Source organism: Streptomyces sp. NBC_00076 (genome assembly GCF_045041235.1).
GTDB lineage: Bacteria > Actinomycetota > Actinomycetes > Streptomycetales > Streptomycetaceae > Streptomyces.
The window spans coordinates 7793426-7819636 of sequence record NZ_CP108242.1; the positions used below are offsets into that span (position 1 = coordinate 7793426).

At 72.3% G+C, this 26211-nt stretch carries 2 protein-coding genes; both read left to right on the forward strand.

The annotated features are described in order from the left end of the window. The first annotated feature begins 210 nt into the window (after nucleotides 1–210). Nucleotides 211–15861 carry a type I polyketide synthase gene (locus tag OHA64_RS35200; RefSeq protein WP_405620118.1) on the forward strand — a complete coding sequence of 5217 codons (15651 nt, stop codon included), beginning with the start codon at nucleotides 211–213 and terminating at the stop codon, nucleotides 15859–15861. Beyond that, nucleotides 15862–26142: a type I polyketide synthase gene (locus OHA64_RS35205; RefSeq protein ID WP_405620120.1), complete on the forward strand. Its 10281-nt coding sequence runs from the start codon at nucleotides 15862–15864 to the stop codon at nucleotides 26140–26142. The last annotated feature ends 69 nt before the right edge of the window (nucleotides 26143–26211 follow it).

Here is a 26211-nt window from a genome sequence, read left to right on the forward strand (position 1 = left end):
GGTAGGGGTGCGTAGGGGGCGGATAGGGGTTGTTGCTGTTTTGGGGCTCTCCTAGTGTCTCCGATGGCGCGTTGGAAGCGGTGTCGGGCCGCGGAGCTTCGGAGCAAGGGCAGTTGAACAGATAACCAAGGGCCTGTTCGTAATCGGGAACCGAATGCGGACAGGTCTGTTGTATGCGGTTCGGCACACGTCCTGAACAGGTGACATTTGATGGCGAATGAAGAAACGCTGCGCGACTACCTCAAGTGGGTTTCGGCGGACCTGCACCAGACGCAGCAACGCCTGAAGGGCATGGAGGACGCCGCCCGGGAACCCTTGGCGATCACCGCCATGAGCTGCCGGTTCCCCGGCGGCGTGGCCGGTCCGGAGGATCTGTGGCGGATGTTGGCCGACGGTCGCGACGCCATTTCCGGACTGCCCGCCGACCGCAACTGGGATCTTGAGTCCCTCTACGATCCCGATGGCACCGGAACCCACGGCAAGAGCACCACAGCGCACGGCGGATTCCTGGACGGAATCGCCGATTTCGACGCGGCATTCTTCGGTATCTCGCCGCGCGAGGCCCTCGCCATGGACCCGCAGCAGCGACTGCTCCTGGAAACCGCCTGGGAAGTGTTCGAGCGCGCCGGAATCGACCCCGCTTCGGTGCGCGGCAGCCGTACCGGAGTTTTTGTCGGCACCAACGGCCAGGACTACGCCCCGCTCCTTTTCGACACCGACGAGGACGTCGAAGGGTATGTGAGTACCGGCAATGCCGCCGCCGTCAGTTCGGGCCGTATCGCCTACACGCTCGGCCTCGAAGGCCCCGCCCTCACCGTCGACACCGCCTGCTCGTCGTCCCTGGTGGCACTTCACCTGGCCGCGCAGGCCCTGCGGCAGGGCGAGTGCGGGATGGCCCTCGTCGCAGGCGTCACCGTCCTGTCCACCCCCGGTGTGTTCGTGGAGTTCAGTCGGCAGCAGGGCCTGGCGGCCGACGGCCGCTGCAAGCCCTTCGCCGCCGCGGCCGACGGCACGGGCTGGGGCGAGGGCGTCGGCATGCTCCTGGTGGAACGCCTGTCCGACGCCCGCCGCAACGGCCACCCCGTACTGGCCGTCGTGCGCGGCTCGGCCGTGAACCAGGACGGCGCCAGCAACGGTCTCACGGCCCCCAACGGCCCCTCCCAGCAGCGCGTCATCATGCAGGCGCTCGCCAACGCCCGTCTCACCGCGGCTGACATCGACGCCGTGGAGGCGCACGGCACGGGCACCACCCTGGGCGACCCCATCGAGGCGCAGGCCCTCATCGCCACCTACGGCCAGGAACGCCCCGAGGGACGTCCGCTGTGGCTGGGTTCCGTGAAGTCCAACATCGGGCACACACAGGCCGCCGCCGGTGTCGCCGGCGTGATGAAGATGGTTCTCGCCATGCGACACGGGGTGCTGCCGCAGACGTTGCACGTGGATGAGCCCACGCCGGAAGTCGACTGGTCGGCCGGGGATGTCGAACTGCTGACCGAGACCCGGGAATGGCTGGAGAGGGAGGGCGCACCCCGGCGTGCGGGCATCTCGTCCTTCGGCGTGAGCGGCACCAACGCACATGTGATCGTCGAGGAGGCGCCGGCCGAGGAGCCGGTCGAGCCCGAGGTGCCGGCGGAGCCGGTGGTGTCGGGTGTGGTGCCGTTGGTGCTGTCGGCGAAGTCCGAGGACGCGCTGCGGGGGCAGGCGGCGCGGCTGCGGGAGCACATGACGTCCGGTTCCGAACTCGCCGACGTGGCCTGGTCGCTGACGGCCGCGCGGTCGCGATTCGAGCATCGGGGTGTGGTGCTGGGCCGGGACCGGGAGGAGCTGCTGGCGGGGCTGGAGCGGTTGGCCGGGACGGACACGCCCGGGCCGGGCGTCGTCGCGGGTCGGGCCGCTCCGGGCACTGCGCGGCCGGTGTTCGTGTTTCCGGGTCAGGGGTCGCAGTGGGCGGGGATGGCGGTCGAGCTCCTCGGCTCCAGTTCGGTGTTCGCGGAGCGGATGCGTGAGTGTGCGGGGGCGTTGTCGGGGTTCGTCGAGTGGGATCTGTTCGAGGAGCTGGGGGGTGAGAACTTCGATCGGGTGGATGTGGTCCAGCCGGTGTTGTTCGCGGTGATGGTGTCGCTGGCCGAGGTGTGGCGGGCGGCCGGTGTTGAGCCTGCGGCTGTGGTGGGTCACAGTCAGGGCGAGATCGCCGCGGCGTGTGTGGCGGGCGCGCTCTCCCTGGAGGACGCCGCCAGGGTCGTGGCCCTGCGCAGCCAGGCCATCCGGGCGCTGTCCGGCAAGGGCGGCATGGTGTCCGTGCCGCTCGCGGAAGAGCTGGTCCGCAAGATGCTGCCGAAGTGGGACGGCCGTATCGACATCGCGGCCGTGAACGGGCCCGCACAGGTCGTGGTCTCCGGTGAACCGCGGGCGCTGGAGGAGCTGGTGGCCCAGTGCACCGGCCGTGACATCCGGGCGCGGACCATCCCCGTCGACTACGCCTCGCACTCGGTACAGGTGGAGGCGATCGGCGAGCAGTTGGCCGAGGCTCTGGCGCCGGTGGCACCGGAGACCCCCGAGATCCCGGTGTTCTCCACGCTGACCGGGGCGTGGCTGGACGAGCCGATGGACGCCGGCTACTGGTACCGCAACCTCCGCCACACGGTCCTGTTCGAGGAGGCGACGCGGGGTCTGCTGGCCGAGGGGCACACGCTGTTCCTGGAGATGAGCCCGCACCCGGTCCTGACGGTTCCGGTGCAGGCGACCATCGACGACACCGGTCACCCTGCCGCCACCGCGCTGGGCTCCCTGCGCCGCGACGAAGGCGGCGCCCACCGCCTCATGACATCGCTCGCAGAGGCGCACACGCATGGCGTCGAACTGGACTGGAAGGCCCTCTTCCCCGGGGCCAGGACGGTCGAGCTGCCCACGTACGCCTTCCAACGCGACCGCTACTGGCCGAAGGCCGGGCAGGCGGGCTCCGGGGACGTGGTCTTCGCGGGGCTGCGAGCCGCCGACCACCCGCTACTCGGGGCGGCCGTCGCCCTCGCGGATGCCGACGGCTACCTGTTCACCGGGCGTCTCACGGCGCAGACCCACCCGTGGCTCGCGGACCACGCGGTCGACGGGGTGATCCTGCTGCCCGGCACGGCCTACGTCGAGCTCGCCCTGCGCGCCGGCGACCAGGTCGGCTGCGGCCTCCTCGAGGAGCTGACCCTCGAAGCCCCGCTGGTCATCCCCGAGCAAGGCGCCGTACAGATACAGATAGCGGTGAGCCGGGCGGACACCGACGGCCGGCGCGAGCTGAGCCTGTTCGCACGGCCGCAGGACGACTCGGACGAGACGCCGTGGACCCGGCACTTCACCGGCAGCCTGCTGCCGGGCACCGGCGAGCCCGCCGAGGCCGATCTGGCCGCCTGGCCGCCCCCGCAGGCCGAACCCCTCGACGTGAGCGACCTGTACGAGCGGCTCATGGCCAACGGACACGGGTACGGCCCGGTGTTCCAGGGCCTGCGCGCCGCCTGGCGCCGCGGGGACGAGGTCTTCGCCGAGATCGCGCTGCCGGAGCAGGCGCACGCCGACACCGAGGCTTTCGGCCTGCACCCGGCGCTCTTCGACGCCGCCCTGCACACGATCGGCCTCGGCGCGTTCACCACCCGCACCGACCGCCCGCATCTGCCGTTCGCCTGGACCGGAGTACGGCTGCACGCCACCGGCGCCACCACGCTGCGGGTCCAGGTCACGCCCGCAGGGCCGGACACCGTGTCCCTGCTCGCCACCGACCTGGCCGGTCAGCCCGTCGTCACCGTCGATGCCCTGGCCCTGCGCGCCCTGGGCGAGGACCAGTTGACCGTGACGCCCCGGCTCGACGCGCTGTTCCAGGTCGAGTGGATGCGCCTCGAAACCCGGCCGGAGAGCCGGAGCCTCACCTCGGCGGCGCTCCTCGGCGACGAGGAGACGCCCGACGGGCTCACCTCGCCGCTGCCCACGTATCCGGACCTGGGGGCCCTGAGCGCAGCCCTGGACGAGGGCGCCGACCTGCCGGAGACCGTTCTCCTTCCCCTCGCGGGGCCGGAGCGGCAGGGCGTGGAACCCGGCGCCGTACGGCCGCTGCTGGCCCGCACCCTGGAGGCCGTACAGGAGTGGCTCGGCGAGGAGCGGTTCGAGTCGTCGCGGCTCGTCCTGCTGACACGGGGCGCCAGCGCCGCCCGCGGTGCGGCCGTGGACCCGGTGGCCGCCGCCGCGTGGGGACTGCTGCGATCGGCGCAGTCGGAGCACCCGGGACGGTTCGTTCTGTTCGACCTGGACCCCGCGGATCCCGCGCAGCACGGCACCGAGGACCTGCTCGCGCGGGCTCTCGGCACCGACGAGTGCGAGCTCGCCGTCCGGGACGGCGCGGTGTGGGTGCCGCGCCTGACCAGGGTCCCGCTGCCGGAACCGGAGGACGACCAGGGCACCTGGGGCGACGGCACGGTCCTCGTCAGCGGCGGCACCGGCACGCTCGGGAGCCTGGTCGCCCGACATCTCGTCGTGCGGCACGGAGTGCGGGACCTGCTGCTGGTGTCGCGGCGCGGTGCGGACGCGCCCGGTGCCGACGATACGCGGGCCGAGCTGGAGCAGCTGGGCGCGCGGGTCGCAGTGGCGGCGTGCGACGTGGCCGACCGGGACGCGCTGGCCGGACTGCTGGACGGCGTCACCGACCTGTCGGCGGTCGTGCACGTGGCCGGTGTCCTGGACGACGGGGTCGTGACCTCTCTGACGCCGGAACGGCTGGAGACCGTACTGCCCCCGAAGGTCGACGCGGCTGTCAACCTGCACGAACTGACCGCCGACCGGGACCTGTCGGCGTTCGTCCTGTTCTCCTCCGCGGCCGGCGTGCTGGGCAGCGCGGGTCAGGCCAACTACGCCGCCGCCAACGCCTTCCTGGACGCGCTGGCCGAGTACCGCCGCGCCCAGGGCCTGCCCGCCACCGCCCTCGCCTGGGGCCTGTGGGCCCAGGCCAGCACGATGACCGCCCACCTTGGCGCACGCGAACTCGACCGCAGGACACGTTCCGGAGCCGCTCCGCTCACCTCGGACGAGGGCCTCGCCCTGTTCGACGCCGCGTGCGCCACGGACCATGCCCTGCTCGTCCCCGTACGCCTCGACTTCCATGGCCTGCGCGCCCAAGCCGCCACCGCGGGCGTCCCCCAGCTGCTGCGCGCCCTGGTCCGCGTGCCGCAGCGGCGCACCGCCGCCGGCGACGACCCGCAGCAGGGCTCCCGGCTCGCCCAGCGCCTCGCCGCACTCCCGGCGGCCGAACGCGAAGAGGAACTGCTCACCCTGGTACGCGGCCACGCCGCTGCCGTCATCGGCTACACCTCACCGGACGCCATCGCGCCCGACCGCGCCTTCCGCGAACTCGGCTTCGACTCGCTCACCGCCGTCGAACTGCGCAACCGCCTCACCGCCGCGACCGGCGTGCGGCTCCCCGCCACCCTCGCCTTCGACTACCCGGCGGCCACCACTCTCGCGCGGCACCTCCTCGACGAAATCCTCGGTACCGCCCCGGCCACCCGGACGGCCCCCTCCACGGCCACCGCGGACGAGCCGATCGCCATCGTCGCGATGAGCTGCCGCTACCCGGGAGGCGCCGACACCCCTGAAGGCCTGTGGCGCATCGCCGCCGAGGGTGTCGACGCGATCGGCGCACTGCCCGAGGACCGCGGCTGGGACGTCGACAGCCTCTACGATCCCGACCCGGAGCGCCCCGGCACCTTCTACGCCCGTGAAGGCGGATTCCTCTACGACGCCGCCGACTTCGACCCCGCGTTCTTCGGCATCTCCCCCCGCGAGGGCCTTTCCATCGACCCGCAGCAGCGACTGCTCCTGGAGACCACGTGGGAGGCCTTCGAACGGGCCGGCATCGACCCGGCGACGGTGCGCGGCACCTCGACCGGTGTCTTCGTCGGCGTCATGTACAACGACTACGCCACCCACCTCATCAACGCCTCCGACGGGCTCGGCGACCTGGAGGGCTACGTCGGAAACGGCAGTGCCGGAAGCGTCGCCTCCGGCCGTATCTCGTACACCTTCGGCCTGGAGGGTCCGGCGGTGACGGTCGACACGGCATGCTCGTCCTCCCTGGTCGCCCTGCATCTGGCCGCGCAGGCGCTGCGCCAGGGCGAGTGCGACATGGCCCTCGCCGGCGGCGTCGCGGTGATGTCGACGCCCGGCACCTTCATCGAGTTCAGTCGTCAGCGGGGGTTGGCGGCGGACGGCCGCTGCAAGTCGTTCGCGGAGGCTGCGGACGGCACGGGGTGGGGTGAGGGTGTCGGTCTGCTGTTGCTGGAGCGGTTGTCGGATGCCCGGCGCAACGGGCATCAGGTTCTGGCGGTGGTGCGGGGTTCGGCCGTCAATCAGGACGGGGCGAGTAATGGTCTGACGGCTCCCAATGGGCCGTCGCAGCAGCGGGTGATCCGGGCTGCGCTGGCGAACGCGGGGCTGGCGTCGGGTGATGTGGACGTGGTGGAGGCGCACGGGACTGGTACGACGCTGGGTGACCCGATCGAGGCGCAGGCGCTCATCGCGACCTACGGGCAGGGGCGGGCGGAAGGGCGTCCGCTGTGGCTGGGGTCGTTGAAGTCGAACATCGGGCACACACAGGCCGCCGCCGGTGTCGCCGGTGTCATCAAGATGGTCATGGCGATGCGGCACGGCGTGCTGCCGCGGACCCTGCACGTGGACGAGCCCACGCCAGAAGTTGACTGGTCGGCCGGGGCCGTTGAGCTGCTGACCGAGGCCCGCGAGTGGTCTGAGCGGGAGGACACGCCGCGTCGGGCGGGTGTGTCGTCCTTCGGTGTGAGCGGCACGAACGCCCATGTGATCGTGGAGCAGGCGCCGGCCGAGCAGCCGGAGGAGGCAGAGGCACCGGCGGGGCCCGTGGCGTCGGGTGTGGTGCCGTTGGTGCTGTCGGCGAAGTCCGAGGACGCGCTGCGGGGGCAGGCGGCGCGGCTGCGGGACCGCCTGCGGGCCGGCTCTGATGCTGAACCGGCGGATGTGGCTTGGTCGTTGGCGGCCGCGCGGTCGCGGTTCGAGTATCGGGGTGTGGTGCTGGGCCGGGACCGGGAGGAACTGGTCACCGGGCTGGAGAGGCTGGCGGAGGCGCCCGACGCGGTTGCCTCGGGGCTGGTGGTGGGCCAGGCGCTGGGGTCTGTGCGGCCGGTGTTCGTGTTTCCGGGTCAGGGGTCGCAGTGGGCGGGGATGGCGGTCGAGCTCCTCGGCTCCAGTCCGGTGTTCGCGGAGCGGATGCGTGAGTGTGCGGGGGCGTTGTCGGGGTTCGTCGAGTGGGATCTGTTCGAGGAGCTGGGGGGTGAGAACTTCGATCGGGTGGATGTGGTCCAGCCGGTGTTGTTCGCGGTGATGGTGTCGCTGGCCGAGGTGTGGCGGGCGGCGGGTGTCGAGCCTGCGGCTGTGGTGGGTCACAGTCAGGGTGAGATCGCCGCGGCGTGTGTGGCGGGCGCGCTCTCCCTGGAGGACGCCGCCCGCGTGGTCGCGCTGCGCAGTCAGGCGATTCGTGCGTTGTCCGGGCGGGGTGGCATGGTGTCGGTGCCGTTGCCGGTCGGGGAGGTTGGGGAGCTGATCGGCGGCTGGGAGGGCCGTATCGATGTCGCCGCGGTGAACGGTCCGGCGCAGGTGGTGGTCTGCGGTGAGCCGGAGGCTCTGCGGGAGCTGGTCGCTCACTGCGAGCGGAATGACATCCGGGCCCGGACCATCCCGGTCGACTACGCCTCGCACTCGGTACAGGTGGAGGCGATCGGCGAGCAGTTGGCCGAGGCTCTGGCGCCGGTGGCACCGGTAGCGCCCGACGTCCCGGTGTTCTCCACGTTGACCGGGGCGTGGCTGGACGAGCCGATGGACGCGGGTTACTGGTACCGCAATCTCCGCCACACGGTGCTGTTCGAGGAGGCGACGCGGGGTCTGCTGGCCGAGGGGCACACGCTGTTCCTGGAGATGAGCCCGCACCCGGTGCTGACGGTTCCGGTGCAGGCGACCATCGACGACACCGGCCACCCTGCCGCCACCGCGCTGGGCTCCCTGCGCCGCGACGAGGGCGGCGCCGACCGCATGGTCACCTCGCTCGCCGAGGCGCACGTGCACGGTCTGGAGCTGGACTGGAAGGCCCTCTTCCCCGGCGCGAAGACGGTCGACCTGCCCACTTATGCCTTCCAACGCGCCCATTACTGGCCCGAGTTCTCCGACTCGACCGACAGCCTGGAATTGGCGGTGGACGAGGTGGAGGCTCGTTTCTGGGAGGCGGTGGAGCGGGAGGATCTGGAGGCGCTGGCTTCGACGCTGGTTGACGTCGACGAGGAGTCGTTGGGTGCTGTGCTGCCGGGGTTGTCGTCGTGGCGGCGGCAGCGGCGTGAGCGGTCGGTGGTGGACGGCTGGCGTTATCGGGTGGTGTGGAAGCCGCTGAGCGGTGGGCTGCCTGTGGCTGCTTTGTCGGGTCGCTGGCTGGTGGTTGTTCCGGAGGAGGAGGCCGGCCATCCGTGGGTGGCGGGGGTTACCGATGCCATCGCCCGGGCCGGTGCCGAGGTGGATGAACTGCGGCTGGCAGCAGGGGAGATGACGCGGGAGGGCCTGGCCGAGCGACTGTCGGGCGTTACGGACGTCGCCGGCATCGTCTCCCTGCTGGCATTCGCCGAGGGGCCCTACGGCGCACAGGCCGCCCTCCCGGCCGGTCTCGCGGCCGGTCTCGCGGCCACGGTGATGCTGGCCCAGGCGCTGGAAGACGCGGACATCGACGCGCGCGTGTGGGCGGTGTCCAGTGGTGCGGTGTCTACAGGGCGCAGCGATGTCGCTGTCAGCCCTGTCCAGGCGCAGGTGTGGGGGCTCGGCCGGGTCGTGGCCTTGGAGTACCCGCAGCGGTGGGGCGGGCTGATCGATCTGCCCGCGACGCCCGACACGCGGTCGGTGGCCCGGTTCGCCGGGATCCTGGCAGGAGTGGGCGACGAGGACCAGCTTGCGTTGCGCGGCTCCGGAACCTTCGTACGTCGTCTGGTCAAGGCCGAACCGTCGGAGCGCTCGGAGTGGTCGGCCCGTGGTACGGCGCTGGTCACGGGTGGTACGGGGGCTGTCGGTGGGCATGTGGCGCGGTGGCTGGCCGGTAGTGGTGTCGAGCATCTGGTGCTGACCAGTCGGCGGGGCCTCGATGCTCCTGGTGCGGTGGAACTGAAGGCGGAGCTGGAGGAGTTGGGGGCTCGGGTCACGGTCGCGGCTTGTGATGTGGCCGACCGGGACGCGCTCGCCGCACTGCTGGAGCGGCTGACCACGGACGGGCATGTCCTGCGCTCCGTCTTCCACGCCGCAGGTGTGGGGCAGGGGCAGCCGCTGGCCGACATGTCGGTGGCGGATGTGGCCGGGGTGCTGGAGGGCAAGGTCGCCGGGGCGGCTCATCTGGACGAGCTGCTCGACGGTGCCGAGCTGGACGCGTTCGTGCTGTTCTCCTCCAACGCCGGCGTGTGGGGCGGTGGCGGCCAGGGTGCCTACGGCGCCGCCAACGCGCATCTCGACGCGCTGGCCGAGTGGCGGCGGGCGCGCGGTCTGGTCGCGACGTCCGTGGCCTGGGGGCTGTGGGCCGGCGGCGGCATGGCCGGTGACGACGGAGAAGAGCATCTGCGGCGCCGGGGTGTGCGGCCGATGGCGCCGGAGCTGGCCGTGCTGGCGCTGGAGCAGGCGGTGGCGTGCGGTGAGGTGTTCCTGGCGGTGGCGGATGTGGACTGGGAGCGGTTCGCTCCGGCGTTCACGTCGGTGCGGCCCAGCGCTCTCATCGGGGAACTTCCTCAGGTGCGCAAGGTCTTGGAGGCGGCGGCCGGGGAGAGCGTGGGGGAGGACGACGGTTCGCTCTCTGAGTTGCGGCGCCGGCTGCTGGGGGTGACCGGGTCCGAGCGTGAGGCGATGCTGCTGGACTTGGTGCGTACTCATGCGGCGGCCGTGCTCGGCTACGACGGACCTGAAGCTGTGGATGCGAGGCGTGCTTTCCGGGAGCTGGGCTTCGACTCGCTGACGGCGGTGGAGGTCCGCAACCGTCTGGCCACGGCGACGGGCTTGAAGCTGCCGACGACGCTGGTCTTCGACTATCCGACCTCGGTCGCGCTGGCGGGGTATCTGCGTGCCGAACTGGTGGGGGAGCGGGACACGTCGGCGGCCGGCGGTGCCGTGCCGGTGGTGGCGGGGAGCGTGGACGACGACCCGATCGCCATCGTGTCGATGAGCTGCCGCTACCCCGGCGGTGCCACCAGCCCCGAGCAACTGTGGAAGCTGCTGCACGAAGGGCGCGAAGCGCTCTCCCAGTTCCCGGGCGGCCGTGGCTGGGACCTGGACGGCCTCTACGACGCCGACCCCGACAACCGGGGTACGAGCTACGCCCGCACCGGTGGGTTCCTTGACGAGGCCGACCAGTTCGACCCCGCCTTCTTCGGTATCTCGCCGCGCGAGGCGCTGGCTATGGACCCGCAGCAGAGGTTGCTGCTGGAGACCTCCTGGGAGCTGTTCGAGCGGGCGGGCATCGCACCGTCGACGCTGCAGGGCAGCCAGTCGGGCGTGTTCATCGGCGCGTCCTCCCAGGGGTACGGCTCGGGTCTGGAGCAGACGCCCGAGGGCGTGGAGGGGTATCTGCTCGCGGGCGGTGCCACGAGTGTCATCTCCGGACGCCTGGCGTACTCGTTCGGACTCGAAGGCCCGGCGGTGACCGTCGACACGGCGTGCTCGTCCTCGCTGGTCGCCCTGCACCTGGCGGCGCAGGCGCTGCGGCAGGGCGAGTGCAGCCTCGCCCTGGCCGGCGGCGTGACGGTGATGGCCAACCCTGGTGCCTTCGTCGAGTTCAGTCGTCAGCGGGGGCTGGCTGCGGACGGCCGTTGCAAGCCGTTCGCGGAGGCCGCGGACGGCACGGGGTGGGGTGAGGGTGTCGGTCTGCTGCTCCTGGAGCGGCTGTCGGATGCCCGGCGCAACGGACATCAGGTCCTGGCGGTGGTGCGGGGTTCGGCCGTCAATCAGGACGGGGCGAGCAATGGTCTGACGGCTCCCAATGGGCCGTCGCAGCAGCGGGTGATCCGGGCTGCGCTGGCGAACGCGGGGCTGGCGTCGGGTGATGTGGACGTGGTGGAGGCGCACGGGACTGGTACGACGTTGGGTGACCCGATCGAGGCGCAGGCGTTGCTGGCCACGTACGGGCAGGGGCGGTCGGAGGATCGGCCGCTGTGGCTGGGGTCGATCAAGTCGAACATCGGGCACACCCAGTCGGCCGCGGGTGTCGCCGGTGTCATCAAGATGATCCTCGCGATGCGGCAGGGTGTGTTGCCGCGGACGCTGCATGTGAATGCGCCGAGTTCGCATGTGGACTGGTCGGCGGGTGCGGTTGAGCTGCTGACGGAGGCTCGGGAGTGGTCTGAGCGGGAGGACGTGCCGCGTCGGGCGGGTGTGTCGTCGTTCGGTGTGAGCGGGACGAACGCGCATGTCATCGTCGAGCAGGCGCCGGCCGAGGAGGAGCCTGCTTCGGCGCCCGCTCCGACGGGCGCGGTGCCGTGGGTGGTGTCGGCGCGCAGTGCGGACGCCCTGCGGGCTCAGGCTGAGCGACTGCGGGAGCATCTGGTGTCCGACTCCGGCAGCGCGCCGGCGGATGTGGGCTGGTCGCTGTTGTCCGGTCGGTCGGCGCTGGAGCACCGGGCGGTGATCCTCGGCAGGGGCCGTGACGACTTCCTTCAGGGCCTGGAGGCGCTGGCTTCCGGCGGTCCGGTGATCTCCGGGTCGGTGGTCGAGGGTCGGCTCGGGGTGTTGTTCACCGGGCAGGGCAGTCAGCGGCCGGGGATGGGGCGGGAGTTGTACGACGCCTTCCCGGTGTTCGCGGATGCGCTGGATGAGGTCTGCGCCCACTTCGATTCGTTGCTGGAGCGGCCGTTGGCCGAGGTGTTGTTCGGCGAGGACGCCGATGCACTGGAGCAGACCGGGTACGCGCAGCCGGCGTTGTTCGCGGTCGAGGTGGCGCTGTTTCGGCTTGCGGAGTCGTTCGGGTTGCGGCCGGAGGTTCTTGGTGGGCACTCGGTCGGTGAGTTGGTGGCGGCTTATGTGGCGGGGTTGTGGTCGCTTCAGGATGCGGTGCGGCTGGTGGCGGCCCGGGGCCGGTTGATGCAGGCGTTGCCTGAGGGTGGCGCCATGCTCGCGGTGCAGGCTGCTGAGGAGGATGTAGCGCCTTTGCTGGAAGGTGCGGTGGGTGTGGCGGCGGTGAACGGGCCGTCGCAGGTGGTCCTGTCCGGTGACCGTGCCGCCCTGGAGGCTCTCGCGGAAACCTTCAAGGCTGAGGGTCGTAAGACGCGGTGGCTGCGCGTCTCGCACGCGTTCCACTCGCCGTTGATGGAACCGATGCTGGATGACTTCCGGCAGGTCGCCGAGGGGCTCGCCTACGAGGCGCCGAGTCTGCCGGTCGTGTCGAATCTGACGGGCCGCATGGCCACGGCGGACGAACTCCAGGACCCGGACTACTGGGTGCGGCACGTCCGTGAGGCGGTCCGCTTCCACGACGGTCTGACCACCCTCGCGGCCGACGGTGTCACGACCATCGTCGAGCTGGGCCCGGACGCGGTGCTGACCGCGATGGCCCACGACACCCTCACCACCCCCGAAGCCCAGGCGGGCCTGATCCCCGCCCTGCGCAAGGACCGTCCCGAGGCCGACACCTTCCTCACCGCGCTGGCCCACGTCCACGTCCGAGGCGCGACCGTCGACTGGACCCCGCTCCTCGCACCCACCGAGACCCGCCGCCGCGTCGATCTGCCCACCTACCCCTTCCAGCACCAGAGCTTCTGGCTGCACCCCACAGCCACCACACCCGCCGACGTGGCTTCCGCCGGTCTGGCTCCCGCCGGGCATCCGCTGCTCGGGGCCGGAGTGCCGCTGGCCGACGTGGACGGGTACGTGTTCACCGGGCGGCTGTCGGTGCGGACGCACCCGTGGCTGGCGGATCACGCGGTCGCCGGCCGGGTGCTGCTGCCGGGGACGGCCTTCGTCGAGCTGGCCGTGCACGCGGGTGGCCAGATCGGCTGCGGCACGCTCGAAGAGCTGACGCTGGGCGCACCGCTCGTCCTGCCGGAACAGGGCAGCGTGCAGGTGCAGCTGCGGATCGGGGCGGCAGACGACTCGGGGCGCCGGTCCACCAGCCTGCACTCGCGTCCCGAACTGCCCGACGGCGACGGGCTGTCGGCACAGGCCTGGACCCGGAACGCCACCGGAGTCCTGACCGAGTCCGCCCCGGGCCCGGCGGGCCCCGGGGAGTTCGACGCGAAGGCCTGGCCGCCCGTTGACGCGCAGCCGGTCCCGGTCGACGGGCTCTACGACGAACTGGCGGCGGCGGGCTTCGACTACGGCCCGGTGTTCCAGGGGCTGCGGTCGGTGTGGCGCCGCGGCGAGGAGATCTTCGCCGAGGTCGCCCTGGACGAGGAGGCGCGGACGGAGGCCGGCGACTTCGGCCTGCACCCGGCGATCCTCGACGCGGCCCTGCACGCCCGGGCGGTGGGCGGCGCGCCCGGTGCCGACAGCGTCGAAGGGCCGGCGGAGGGCGGGCTGCCGTTCGCCTGGACGGAGGTGACGCTGCACGCCGCCGGTGCCGGCGCGGTACGCGTCCGGCTCGTCCCGCGCGGCGCGGACGGCGTGTCACTCGATGTCGCGGATGCCACCGGCGAGCCTGTGGCGACCGTGGGCGCGCTGGTGTTCCGGCCGATGTCGAAGGACCTCATCGAGCAGATGAGCGGCCCGGACACCGACTCCCTCTACCGCGTCGTATGGCACTCCCGGCCCGAGCACACTGCCATTGCCGAGTCGGGCCGTGGAAGCTGGGGACTCATCGGCACGCACGGCCTTTCCGGCGGCCTCGCCACGTCCCGGCTGCGGGACGGTCGTACGCCACCCTCCTGGCCGGAACCCGCCGCGCTGGCCGCCGCCGTCGAGGCGGGCGAGCCGGTGCCGGAGACGGTGGTGCTGATCGTCGGCGATACGGCGGACGGCGTATCGGAGCGGGGCCTGGCACGGCCCGACGAGGTGGCCGCCACGCTGACCGAGGTGCTGGGTACGGTCCAGTCCTGGCTGGACGACGACCGGTTGGCGGCCTCGCGGCTGGCCGTGGTGACGCGGGGTGCCGCCGCTGTCGACGACGGCGTGCCGGAGCCGGTGGCCGCCGCCGTCGCGGGTCTGGTGCGGTCGGCGCAGTCGGAGCATCCGGGACGGTTTGTCCTGGTGGACCTGCCACCGTCGGACGCGGATGAGCGCGATGCCGCCCCCGAGGCGATCGCGGCGGCGCTGGACTCCGCGCTGGCGGCCGGTGAGCCGGAGGTCGCGGTGCGGGACGGCGCGGTGCACGTGCCGCGGCTGACCAAGGCCACGGCCGACGAGGCCGGTACCACCCGGACCGACGGTACGCCGGCCGGCGCGTGGGGCGTGGGCCCCGTCCTCGTGACGGGCGCGCTCGGGGGACTCGGCCGGGTCGTGGCGCGGCACCTGGCCGAGCGGCACGGCGTGCGGGACCTGCTGCTGGTGTCGCGGCGGGGCGAGGACGCCCCTGGCGCCGGTGAAGTGCGGGCGGAACTGGAGGGGCTGGGCGCCCGGGTCACCGTCGCCGCCTGTGACGTGGCCGACCGGGACGCACTGGCCGGCCTGTTGGACGGCGTCACCGACTTGTCGGCGGTCGTACACGTGGCCGGCGTCCTGGACGACGGCGTGGTGACCTCACTGACGCCGCAGCGGCTGGCGACGGTGCTGCGGCCGAAGGTCGACGCCGCGACCAACCTGCATGAGCTGACCGCCGACCGGGACCTGACCGCGTTCGTGCTGTTCTCCTCCTCCGCCGGCGTCTTCGGCAGCGCGGGCCAGGCGAACTACGCCGCCGCCAACGCCTACCTGGACGCGCTGGCGGAGCACCGCCGGGCGCAGGGCCTGCCCGCCACCTCCCTCGCCTGGGGCCTGTGGTCGCAGGACAGCGAGATGACGGGTGGGCTCGGCGACGCCGACCGCAGCCGGATGACACGTACCGGAATCCGGGCCCTGCGCACGGACGAGGCGCTCAGCCTCCTCGACCGGGCGACGACGAGTGACCGGGCCGCGCTGGTACCAGTCGGGCTCGACACCGCTGTCCTGCGCACCCAGCCCGCCGACGCGCTGCCCCCACTGCTGCGCGGTCTGGTCCGGCCTTCCCTGCGGCGAGCCCGGGACACGGGCACCGCGGCAGCCGCCCCGGCCAGGTCCCTGGCCCAGCGCCTGGCGGGCCGCTCGGCGGCCGACCGCGAGCACGCGCTCGTAGACCTGGTCCGCACGCATGTGGCCGGCGTACTCGGCTACGCGTCCCCGAACGCCGTCGAACTGGGCCGCGGCTTCCTGGAGCTCGGCTTCGACTCCCTCACCGCCGTGGAACTGCGCAACCGCCTCATCGCGGAGACCGATCTGCGCCTGCCCGCCACGCTGATCTTCGACTACCCGAACCCGGCCGCCCTCGCCGAGTACCTCGCGGAGGAACTGCCCGTCCTCACAGACCCGGACGGGCCCGTGGTCCCGTCGGACCCGGCCGAGCTGCACGCGGAGCTCGACCGGCTGGAGAAGGCCCTGACGGCCGTGGGCGGCACCACCGACGAGACCGAACGCGACCGGGTGGCGGATCGACTGCGCTCGCTGCTGTCCGCTTGGGGCGCCACCCGCGCCCCAAGCCCCGCGGCACGCGAGGGCGCCCCGGACGACGGCGCCCTCCACAACGCCACCGCCGACGAGCTGTTCGACCTGCTCGACAACGAACTCGAAACCCCTTCAGACACCCAGAACCGTCCCGACCGCCTGGGTCCGGACCGCTTCGAGGAGGCGCTGTAAATGGCGGACGAGGAGAAGTACCTCGATTACCTGAAGCGGGCCACGGCCGACCTGCGCGACGCCCGCCGCCGGGTGCGCGAGCTGGAGGAACGCGACCAGGAGCCCATCGCGATCGTCGGCATGAGCTGCCGCTACCCCGGAGGCGTGACCACGCCCGAGGAACTGTGGCGGCTCGTGGCCGACGGCACCGACGGCATCTCCGCGTTCCCCACCGACCGCGGCTGGGACACTGACGCGCTCTTCGACCCCGACCCCGACCAGCGGGGCACCAGCACCACCGCCGAAGGCGGATTCCTCCACGACGCCGCCGAGTTCGACGCCGCATTCTTCGGCATCTCCCCCCGCGAGGCCCTGGCCATGGACCCGCAGCAGCGGCTGCTCCTGGAGACCGCCTGGGAGGCCGTCGAACGCGCCGGCATCGACCCGGCCGCGCTGCGCCGCAGCCGCACCGGTGTCTTCACGGGCGTCATGTACTACGACTACGTGGCCCGCCTGCACGCCCTCCCCGAGGGCGTCGAGGGCTACGTGGGCACCGGCAACGCCGGCTCGGTGGTCTCCGGCCGCGTCGCCTACACCCTCGGCCTCGAAGGCCCGGCCGTCACGGTCGACACTGCCTGCTCGTCATCCCTCGTCGCCCTCCACCTGGCCGCGCAGGCCCTGCGGCAGGACGAGTGCGACATGGCCCTCGCCGGCGGTGTGACGGTCATGCCCACCCCCGGCACCTTCGTCGACTTCAGCCGCCAGCGCGGGCTGTCGACCGACGGCCGTTGCAAGTCGTTCGCCGCGGCGGCGGACGGCACCGGCTGGGGTGAGGGCGTCGGCATGCTCTTGCTGGAGAGGCTGTCCGATGCCCGGCGCAAGGGCCACCGGGTGCTGGCGGTCGTCCGAGGCTCGGCGGTCAACCAGGACGGCGCGAGCAGCGGCCTCACGGCGCCCAACGGCCCGTCCCAGCAGCGGGTGATCCGGGCCGCCCTGGCCGGTGCCGGCCTGGCGCCCGGCGATGTGGATGCGGTCGAGGCGCACGGGACCGGTACAACACTGGGCGACCCGATCGAGGCGCAGGCCCTCATCGCGACCTACGGGAAGGGGCGGGCGGAAGGGCGTCCGCTGTGGCTGGGGTCGTTGAAGTCGAACATCGGGCATACGCAGGCCGCCGCCGGTGTCGCCGGTGTCATCAAGATGGTCATGGCGATGCGGCACGGCACACTGCCCCAGACCCTGCACGTGGACGCGCCCACGCCCCAGGTCGACTGGTCCGACGGAACAGTCGCGCTGCTGACCGAGGCCCGTGACTGGCCCGAGACGGGCCGGCCACGCCGTGCTGGTGTGTCGTCCTTCGGTGTGAGTGGCACGAACGCGCACGTGATCGTGGAGCAGGCGCCGGCCGAGGAGCCGTCCGAGACCGAGGCGCCGGCGGGGCCGGTCGTGTCGGGCGTGCTGCCACTGGCCGTGTCGGCGAAGTCCGAGGATGCGCTGCGGGGGCAGGCGGCGCGGCTGCGGGACCGCCTGCGGGCCGGCTCTGATGCTGAACCGGCGGATGTGGCTTGGTCGTTGGCGGCCGCGCGGTCGCGGTTCGAGTATCGGGGTGTGGTGCTGGGCCGGGACCGGGAGGAACTGGTCACCGGGCTGGAGAGGCTGGCGGAGGCGCCCGACGCGGTTGCCTCGGGGCTGGTGGTGGGCCAGGCGCTGGGGTCTGTGCGGCCGGTGTTCGTGTTTCCGGGTCAGGGGTCGCAGTGGGCGGGGATGGCGGTCGAGCTCCTCGGCTCCAGTCCGGTGTTCGCGGAGCGGATGCGTGAGTGTGCGGGGGCGTTGTCGGGGTTCGTCGAGTGGGATCTGTTCGAGGAGCTGGGGGGTGAGAACTTCGATCGGGTGGATGTGGTCCAGCCGGTGTTGTTCGCGGTGATGGTGTCGCTGGCCGAGGTGTGGCGGGCGGCGGGTGTCGAGCCTGCGGCTGTGGTGGGTCACAGTCAGGGTGAGATCGCTGCGGCGTGTGTGGCGGGTGCGCTCTGCCTGGAGGACGCGGCCAGGGTCGTGGCTCTGCGCAGTCAGGCGATTCGTGCGTTGTCCGGGCGGGGTGGCATGGTGTCGGTGCCGTTGCCGGTCGGGGAGGTTGGGGAGCTGATCGGCGGCTGGGAGGGCCGTATTGATGTCGCCGCGGTGAACGGTCCGGCGCAGGTGGTGGTCTGCGGTGAGCCGGAGGCCTTGCGGGAGCTGGTCGCTCACTGCGAGCGGAATGACGTCCGGGCGCGGACCATCCCGGTGGACTACGCCTCGCACTCGGTACAGGTGGAGGCGATCGAGGACCAGCTCGATCAGTCCCTGGCCCCCGTCGCACCGCGAACCCCCGACGTCCCGGTGTTCTCCACGTTGACCGGGGCGTGGCTGGACGAGCCGATGGACGCCGGCTACTGGTACCGCAACCTCCGCCACACGGTCCTGTTCGAGGAGGCGACGCGGGGTCTGCTGGCCGAGGGACACACGCTGTTCCTGGAGATGAGCCCGCACCCGGTGCTGACGGTTCCGGTGCAGGCGACCATCGACGACACCGGCCACCCGGCCGCCACCGCGCTGGGCTCCCTGCGCCGCGACGAGGGCGGCGCCGACCGCCTCATGGCCTCGCTCGCAGAGGCGCACGTGCACGGTCTGGAGCTGGACTGGAGGGCCCTTCTTCCCGGGGCCAAGTTGGTCGAGCTGCCCACGTATGCGTTCCAGCGTGAGCACTACTGGCTGACGGAGCCGGACTCGGAGTCCGGTGATGGTGCCGGTCTGGCGGTGGATGAGGTGGAGGCTCGTTTCTGGGAGGCGGTGGAGCGGGAGGATCTGGAGGCGCTGGCTTCGACGCTGGTCGATGTCGACGAGGAGTCGTTGGGTGCTGTGCTGCCGGGGTTGTCGTCGTGGCGGCGGCAGCGGCGTGAGCGGTCGGTGGTGGACGGCTGGCGTTATCGGGTGGTGTGGAAGCCGCTGAGCGGTGGGCTGCCTGTGGCTGCTTTGTCGGGTCGCTGGCTGGTGGTTGTTCCGGAGGAGGAGGCCGGCCATCCGTGGGTGGCGGGGGTCACCGATGCCATCGCCCGGGCCGGTGCCGAGGTGCGTGAACTGCGTCTGAGTGTCGACCAGATGACGCGGGAGGGCCTGGCCGAGCGACTGTCGGGCGTTACGGACGTCGCCGGCATCATTTCCCTGCTTGCACTTGATGAGACACCTCGGGCGGATCAGCCCGGAGTGCCGGTGGGGCTGGCGGGCACGCTCGCGTTGGTGCAGGCGCTCGGTGACGCGGAAGTCGGCGCCCCGCTGTGGGCGGTGTCGTGTGGTGCGGTGTCCACGGGGCGTAGTGACCGGTTGCGTGAGCCGGTGCAGGCGCAGGTGTGGGGGCTGGGCCGGGTGGTGGCGTTGGAGCATCCTCAGCTGTGGGGTGGGCTGATCGATCTGCCGGAGACGGTCGATGAGCGTGCGGGTGCTCGTCTGGCTGGGGTTTTGGCGGGTGTGGGTGATGAGGATCAGCTCGCGGTGCGTGGTTCCGGTGTTTTCGTGCGGCGGTTTGTGCCGGCTGTGCTGGAGGGGGAGGTGGCCTCGCGGTGGTCGGCCCGTGGTACGGCGCTGGTCACGGGTGGTACCGGGGCTGTCGGTGGGCATGTGGCGCGGTGGCTGGCGGGTAGTGGTGTCGAGCATCTGGTGCTGACCAGTCGGCGGGGCCTCGATGCTCCTGGTGCGGTGGAACTGAAGGCGGAGCTGGAGGAGTTGGGGGCTCGGGTCACGGTTGCGGCTTGTGATGTGGCCGACCGGGACGCGCTCGCCGCACTGCTGGAGCGGCTGACCACGGACGGGCATGTCCTGCGCTCCGTCTTCCACGCCGCCGGTGTGAGCCCCGCGTACGTCGTGGCCGAGATGTCCGTCGCCGATGTCGGCGAGGTGTACGGGGCGAAGACCGCCGGGGCCGTTCATCTGGACGAGCTGCTCGACGGTGCCGAGCTGGACGCGTTCGTGCTGTTCTCCTCCAACGCCGGCGTGTGGGGCGGTGGCGGCCAGGGCGCCTACGCCGCCGCCAACGCCTTCCTCGACGGCCTGGCCGAGGCCCGGCGTGCCCGGGGCCAGGCGGCGACGTCAGTGGCCTGGGGCGCGTGGGGCGAGAGTGGCATGGCAGCGGCTGCGGCGGCCGAGGAACATCTGCGGCGCCGGGGTGTGCGGCCGATGGCGCCGGAGCTGGCCGTGCTGGCGCTGGAGCAGGCGGTGGCGTGCGGTGAGGTGTTCCTGGCGGTGGCGGATGTGGACTGGGAGCGGTTCGCTCCGGCGTTCACGTCGGTGCGGCCCAGCCCGTTCCTCGGGGAACTCCCCGAAGTTCGCAAGGCCTTGGCGGCCGGGGAGAGCGTGGGGGAGGACGACGGTTCGCTCTCTGAGCTGCGGCGCCGGCTGCTGGGGGTGACCGGGTCCGAGCGTGAGGCGATGCTGCTGGACTTGGTGCGTACTCATGCGGCGGCCGTGCTCGGCTACGACGGACCTGAAGCTGTGGATGCGAGGCGTGCTTTCCGGGAGCTGGGCTTCGACTCGCTGACGGCGGTGGAGGTCCGCAACCGTCTGGCCACGGCGACGGGCTTGAAGCTGCCGACGACGCTGGTCTTCGACTATCCGACCTCGGCCGCGCTGGCGGGGTATCTGCGTGCCGAACTGGTGGGGGAGCGGGACACGTCGGCGGCCGGCGGTGCCGTGCCGGTGGTCGTGGGGAGCGTGGACGACGACCCGATCGCCATCGTGTCGATGAGCTGCCGCTACCCCGGCGGTGCCACCAGCCCGGAACAGCTCTGGAAGCTGCTGTCCGAAGGCTCGGACGCGATTTCCGTCTTCCCCACGGACCGAGGCTGGGACACGGAGGCGCTGTTCGCCTCCGCGGAGAACCACTCCTCTGAGGGCGCCTTCGCCGCACAGGGCGGATTCCTCTACGACGTGGCAGATTTCGACGCGGGCCTCTTCGGTATCTCGCCGCGTGAGGCGCTGGCGATGGACCCGCAGCAGAGGTTGCTGCTGGAGACCTCCTGGGAGCTGTTCGAGCGGGCGGGCATCGCACCGTCGACGCTGCACGGCAGCAGGTCCGGGGTCTTCGTCGGCGCCTGTGCGCAGGGTTGGTCGGCCGGGCTCGCTCATGAGTCGGAGGGTGTCGAGGGGTACCTCATGACCGGCGACGCGACGAGCGTCATCTCCGGTCGCCTGTCGTACGCGTTCGGGCTGGAGGGGCCGGCGGTGACGGTGGACACGGCGTGCTCGTCCTCGCTGGTAGCCCTGCACCTGGCGGCGCAGGCCCTGCGGCAGGGCGAGTGCGACCTGGCCCTCGCCGGTGGCGTGACCGTCATGATCACACCGTCGGCCTTCGTGGAGTTCAGTCGTCAGCGGGGGCTGGCTGCGGACGGCCGTTGCAAGCCGTTCGCGGAGGCCGCGGACGGCACCGGCTGGGGTGAGGGCGTCGGCATGCTGCTCCTGGAGCGGCTGTCGGATGCCCGGCGCAACGGACATCAGGTCCTTGCGATGGTGCGGGGTTCGGCCGTCAATCAGGACGGGGCGAGCAATGGTCTGACGGCTCCCAATGGGCCGTCGCAGCAGCGGGTGATCCGGGCTGCGCTGACCAGCGCCGGTCTCGTGCCGGGTGATGTGGACGTGGTGGAGGCGCACGGCACCGGGACCACGTTGGGTGACCCGATCGAGGCGCAGGCGTTGCTGGCCACGTACGGGAAGGAGCGGGCTGAGGGGCGTCCGCTGTGGCTGGGGTCGATCAAGTCGAACATCGGGCACACCCAGTCGGCCGCGGGTGTCGCCGGTGTCATCAAGATGATCCTCGCGATGCGGCACGGCATGTTGCCGCGGACGCTGCATGTGGATGCGCCGAGTTCGCATGTGGACTGGTCGGCTGGTGCGGTTGAGCTGCTGACGGAGGCTCGGGAGTGGTCTGAGCGGGCGGACGTGCCGCGTCGGGCGGGTGTGTCGTCGTTCGGTGTGAGCGGGACGAACGCGCATGTCATCGTCGAGCAGGCGCCGGCCGTGGAGGAGCCTGCTTCGGCGCCCGCTCCGACGGGCGCGGTGCCGTGGGTGGTGTCGGCGCGCAGTGCGGACGCCCTGCGGGCTCAGGCTGAGCGACTGCGGGAGCATCTGGTGTCCGACTCCGGCAGCGCGCCGGCGGATGTGGGCTGGTCGCTGTTGTCCGGTCGGTCGGCGCTGGAGCACCGGGCGGTGATCCTCGGCAGGGGCCGTGACGACTTCCTCCAGGGCCTGGAGGCGCTGGCTTCCGGCGGTCCGGGGGTGGTGTCCGGGTCGGTGGTCGAGGGCCGGCTCGGGGTGTTGTTCACCGGGCAGGGCAGTCAGCGGCCGGGCATGGGGCGGGAGTTGTACCAGACGTTTCCCGTCTTCGCGGACGCTCTCGACGAGGTGTGTGCGCACTTCGATCCGTTGCTGGAGCGGCCGTTGGCCGAGGTGTTGTTCGGCGAGGACGCCGATGCACTGGAGCAGACCGGGTACGCGCAGCCGGCGTTGTTCGCGGTCGAGGTGGCGCTGTTTCGGCTTGCGGAGTCGTTCGGGTTGCGGCCGGAGGTGCTCGGTGGGCACTCGGTCGGTGAGCTGGTGGCGGCTTATGTGGCGGGGCTGTGGTCGCTTCAGGATGCGGTGCGGCTGGTGGCGGCCCGGGGCCGGTTGATGCAGGCGTTGCCTGAGGGTGGCGCCATGCTCGCGGTGCAGGCCGCCGAGGAGGACGTAACGCCTTTGCTGGAAGGCGCGGTTGGTGTGGCGGCGGTGAACGGGCCGTCGCAGGTGGTCCTGTCCGGTGACCGTGCCGCCCTGGAGGCCCTCGCGGAAACCTTCAAGGCTGAGGGCCGTAAGACGCGGTGGCTGCGCGTCTCCCACGCGTTCCACTCCCCCCTGATGGAACCGATGCTCGACGACTTCCGGCAGGTCGCCGAGAGGCTCACCTACGAGGCGCCGAGTCTGCCGATCGTGTCGAACCTGACCGGCCGCATGGCCACGGCGGAGGAGCTTCAGGACCCGGACTACTGGGTGCGGCACGTCCGTGAGGCGGTCCGCTTCCACGACGGTCTGACCACCCTGGCGGCCGACGGTGTCACGACCATCGTCGAGCTGGGTCCGGACGCGGTGCTGACCGCGATGGCCCACGACACCCTCACCACCCCCGAAGCCCAGGCGGGCCTGATCCCCGCCCTGCGCAAGGACCGCCCCGAGGCCGACACCTTCCTCAGGGCTCTGGCGCAGGCGTTCGTCCGAGGCGCGACCGTCGACTGGACCCCGCTCCTCGCCCCCACCGAGGCCCGCCGCCGCGTCGATCTGCCCACCTACCCCTTCCAGCACCACCGCTTCTGGCCCCGCCCCGCCCTGGCCGTCGCAGGCGACGTGACCGCGACCGGTCTGGAGGCCGCCGGGCACCCGCTGCTGGGGGCCGCTGTCGCGTTGGCCGATGCGGACGGGTTCCTGTTCACGGGGCGGCTGTCGGTGCAGACGCACCCGTGGCTTGCCGGGCATGCCCTGGGCGACACCGTGCTGCTGCCGGGAACGGCGTTCGTCGAGCTCGCGGTGCGGGCCGGGGACGAGGTCGGGTGCGGGCTGGTGGAGGAGCTGACGTTGCAGGCTCCGCTGGTACTGCCGGACCAGGGCGGGGTGCGGGTGCAGGTCACCGTCGGCGCCCGGGACGAGACCGGGCGGCGGAGCCTCGCCGTGCACTCGCGGGCGGACCACTCGGGCGACGGCGGTTGGACCGCGCACGCCACGGGTGTGCTGTCCGAGGACGAAGCGTTGCGGGAGCCTTCCCGGCTCGCCGAGTGGCCGCCGAACGACGCGGCACCCGTGGACACCGAGGGGCTGTACGAGCATCTGTCGGACCTGGGCTTCTCGTACGGGGAGGCGTTCCGGGGGCTGCGGGCGGCATGGCGGCGCGGTGAAGAACTGTTCGCCGAGGTCGTACTGCCCGAGGAGCAGCGGGAGACCGCGGACGCCTTCCGGATGCACCCCGCGCTGCTGGACGCGGCCCTGCACGTGCTCGGGCTCGGCGGCCGGTGGGCCGATGACGGTGACGCCGGAACGGCGAGGCTGCCGTTCAGCTGGCGCGGTGTGTCGCTGCGGGCGACCGGCGCCTCGGCACTGCGGGTACGGCTGGCGCCTGAAGGCGACGACGGCGTGACGCTCGCGGTCGCGGACGGGGTGGGCGATCCGGTCGCCACGGTGGACGCGCTGGTGTTCCGGCCGGTCTCCGCCGCACAACTCGACACGCCCGCCGGGCAGGGACTGGGCGACTCGCTCTTCCAGGTCGAATGGACCGAGACCGGCGAGTACGGCGGCGCGGACGACCAGCGCGGCGAACCCACCTGTGCCCTGATCGGCGCCGACGACGCCGGTCTCGTGGCAGCGTTCGAGGCGGCCGGGGTGCCCCTGGACATCCGGGCCGACCTCGGCTCGGTGGATGGTCCCGACGTACCGGACATCGTCCTGACGACCTGCGCGTCCGGCGGCACGGCGACCGCCGACGACGCCGACCCCGACGGACTCCGGGCCGCCCTCGCCAGGGTCCTCGGTGTCGTACAGGAGTGGCTCGCCGACGAGCGGTTCCAGGCATCGAAGCTGGTCGTGGTGACGACGGGTGCGACGGCGGCCGGCGGGGCCGTACCGGATCCGGTGGGCGCGGCGGTGCGGGGGCTGGTGCGATCGGCACAGAGCGAGCATCCGGACCGGATCACGCTGGTGGACCTGGAGGCGTCGCCCTACGGCCCGGCTACGGCGGTGCGGCCGCTGCTCGCCGCCGTGTCGGCCGGCGACGAACCGGAACTCGCGGTGCGCGGCGGTGCGGTGTGGATGCCACGCCTGACCCGCGTCGCCGTACCGGAGACCACCGCACCACAGGAGTCGACCCCCTGGGGCACCGGCACCGTCCTGGTGACTGGCGCCTTCGGCGGGCTGGGACCGGCCGTCGTCAGGCACCTGGCCGAACGGCACGGCGTGCGGAACCTGCTGCTGGTGTCACGGCGCGGCGCGGACGCGCCCGGGGCCGTCGAACTGGGCGCCGAGCTGGAGGAACTGGGTGCTCGGGTCACCACGGCCGCCTGCGACGTGGCCGACCGGGCGGCGCTGTCCGGCCTGCTCGACGGCGTCGGCGACCTGTCGGCGGTCGTCCATGTCGCCGGCGTCCTCGACGACGGCGTGGTCACCTCGCTCACCCCCGAACGGCTGGACACCGTCCTACGGGCGAAGGCCGACGCGGCGCTCAATCTCCATGAGCTGACGGCCGACCGCGACCTGTCCGCGTTCGTGCTCTTCTCCTCCGCCGCCGGCGTGTTCGGCGGCGCGGGACAGGCGAACTACGCCGCCGCCAACGCGTTCCTGGACGCACTCGCCCGGCAACGCCGCGGCCGGGGACTGCCGGCCGTCTCGCTCGCCTGGGGCCTGTGGGCGCACAGCAGCGAGATGACGGGCAAGCTGGGCTCCGGCGACCTGAGCAGGATGGCCCGCGGCGGCGTGGCGCCACTCGCCACAGCCGAGGGCCTGGCCCTGCTCGACGCGGCGACCGCCCTGCCGGACGCCCCGCCGGCCCTTGTACCCCTGCGGCTGGACACCGCGTCCCTGCGCCCGCAACCGGGCACCACGACCGGCACCAGCCCGACGACCGTCCCGGCGCTGCTGCGCCGCCTCGTCCGCACCCCGTTGCGGCGGACGGCAGCCGGCGCGGCCGACGGCCCGGCCGCGACCGGAAGCGCGCCCTTGCTGGCGCGCCTGGCCGGACGCGACTCCGCCGAGCGCGACAAGATCCTCACCGAGCTGGTCTGCACCCATGTGGCGGCCGTCCTGGGGTACGAGTCCGCGGCATCCGTCGACGCCCACCGGGCCTTCCGCGAACTGGGCTTCGACTCCCTCACCGCCGTCGAACTGCGCAACGCGGTCAACGCGGCCACCGGGCTGCGCCTGCCCGCCACCCTCATCTTCGACTACCCGAACCCGGCCTCCCTCGCGGCCCATCTCGCCACCGCCCTGCCCCTGGACGAGGCGGGCGCGACGGGCGCGTCGACAGTTCTCGACGAGCTCGAGCGGCTGGAGAAGGCCCTGACGACCGTCCAGGCGGACACCATCGCCCAGTCGAAGATCGGCATCCGGCTGCAGAGCCTGCTGTCGCGCTGGAACGACACCCAGCGCGGCGGCCCCACCACCCCAGCCGGCGCCACCGCCACCGCGGTCGGCGACGACCTGGACCTGGACACGGTCTCCGACGAGGAGCTCTTCGAGGCGCTCGATGACGAACTCGGCCATTCCTGACGGCCCGCCCGGGCACCCCGCGGTGCCCGACCCGGCCCGCACCCGCACGACCCCTTTCACACCACGAGG

Bases quoted from the DNA above. Each gene is read 5' to 3' on its own strand.
- OHA64_RS35200 (WP_405620118.1), top strand. From the start codon at position 211: ATGGCGAATGAAGAAACGCTGCGCGACTACCTCAAGTGGGTTTCGGCG.
- OHA64_RS35205 (WP_405620120.1), top strand. From the start codon at position 15,862: ATGGCGGACGAGGAGAAGTACCTCGATTACCTGAAGCGGGCCACGGCC.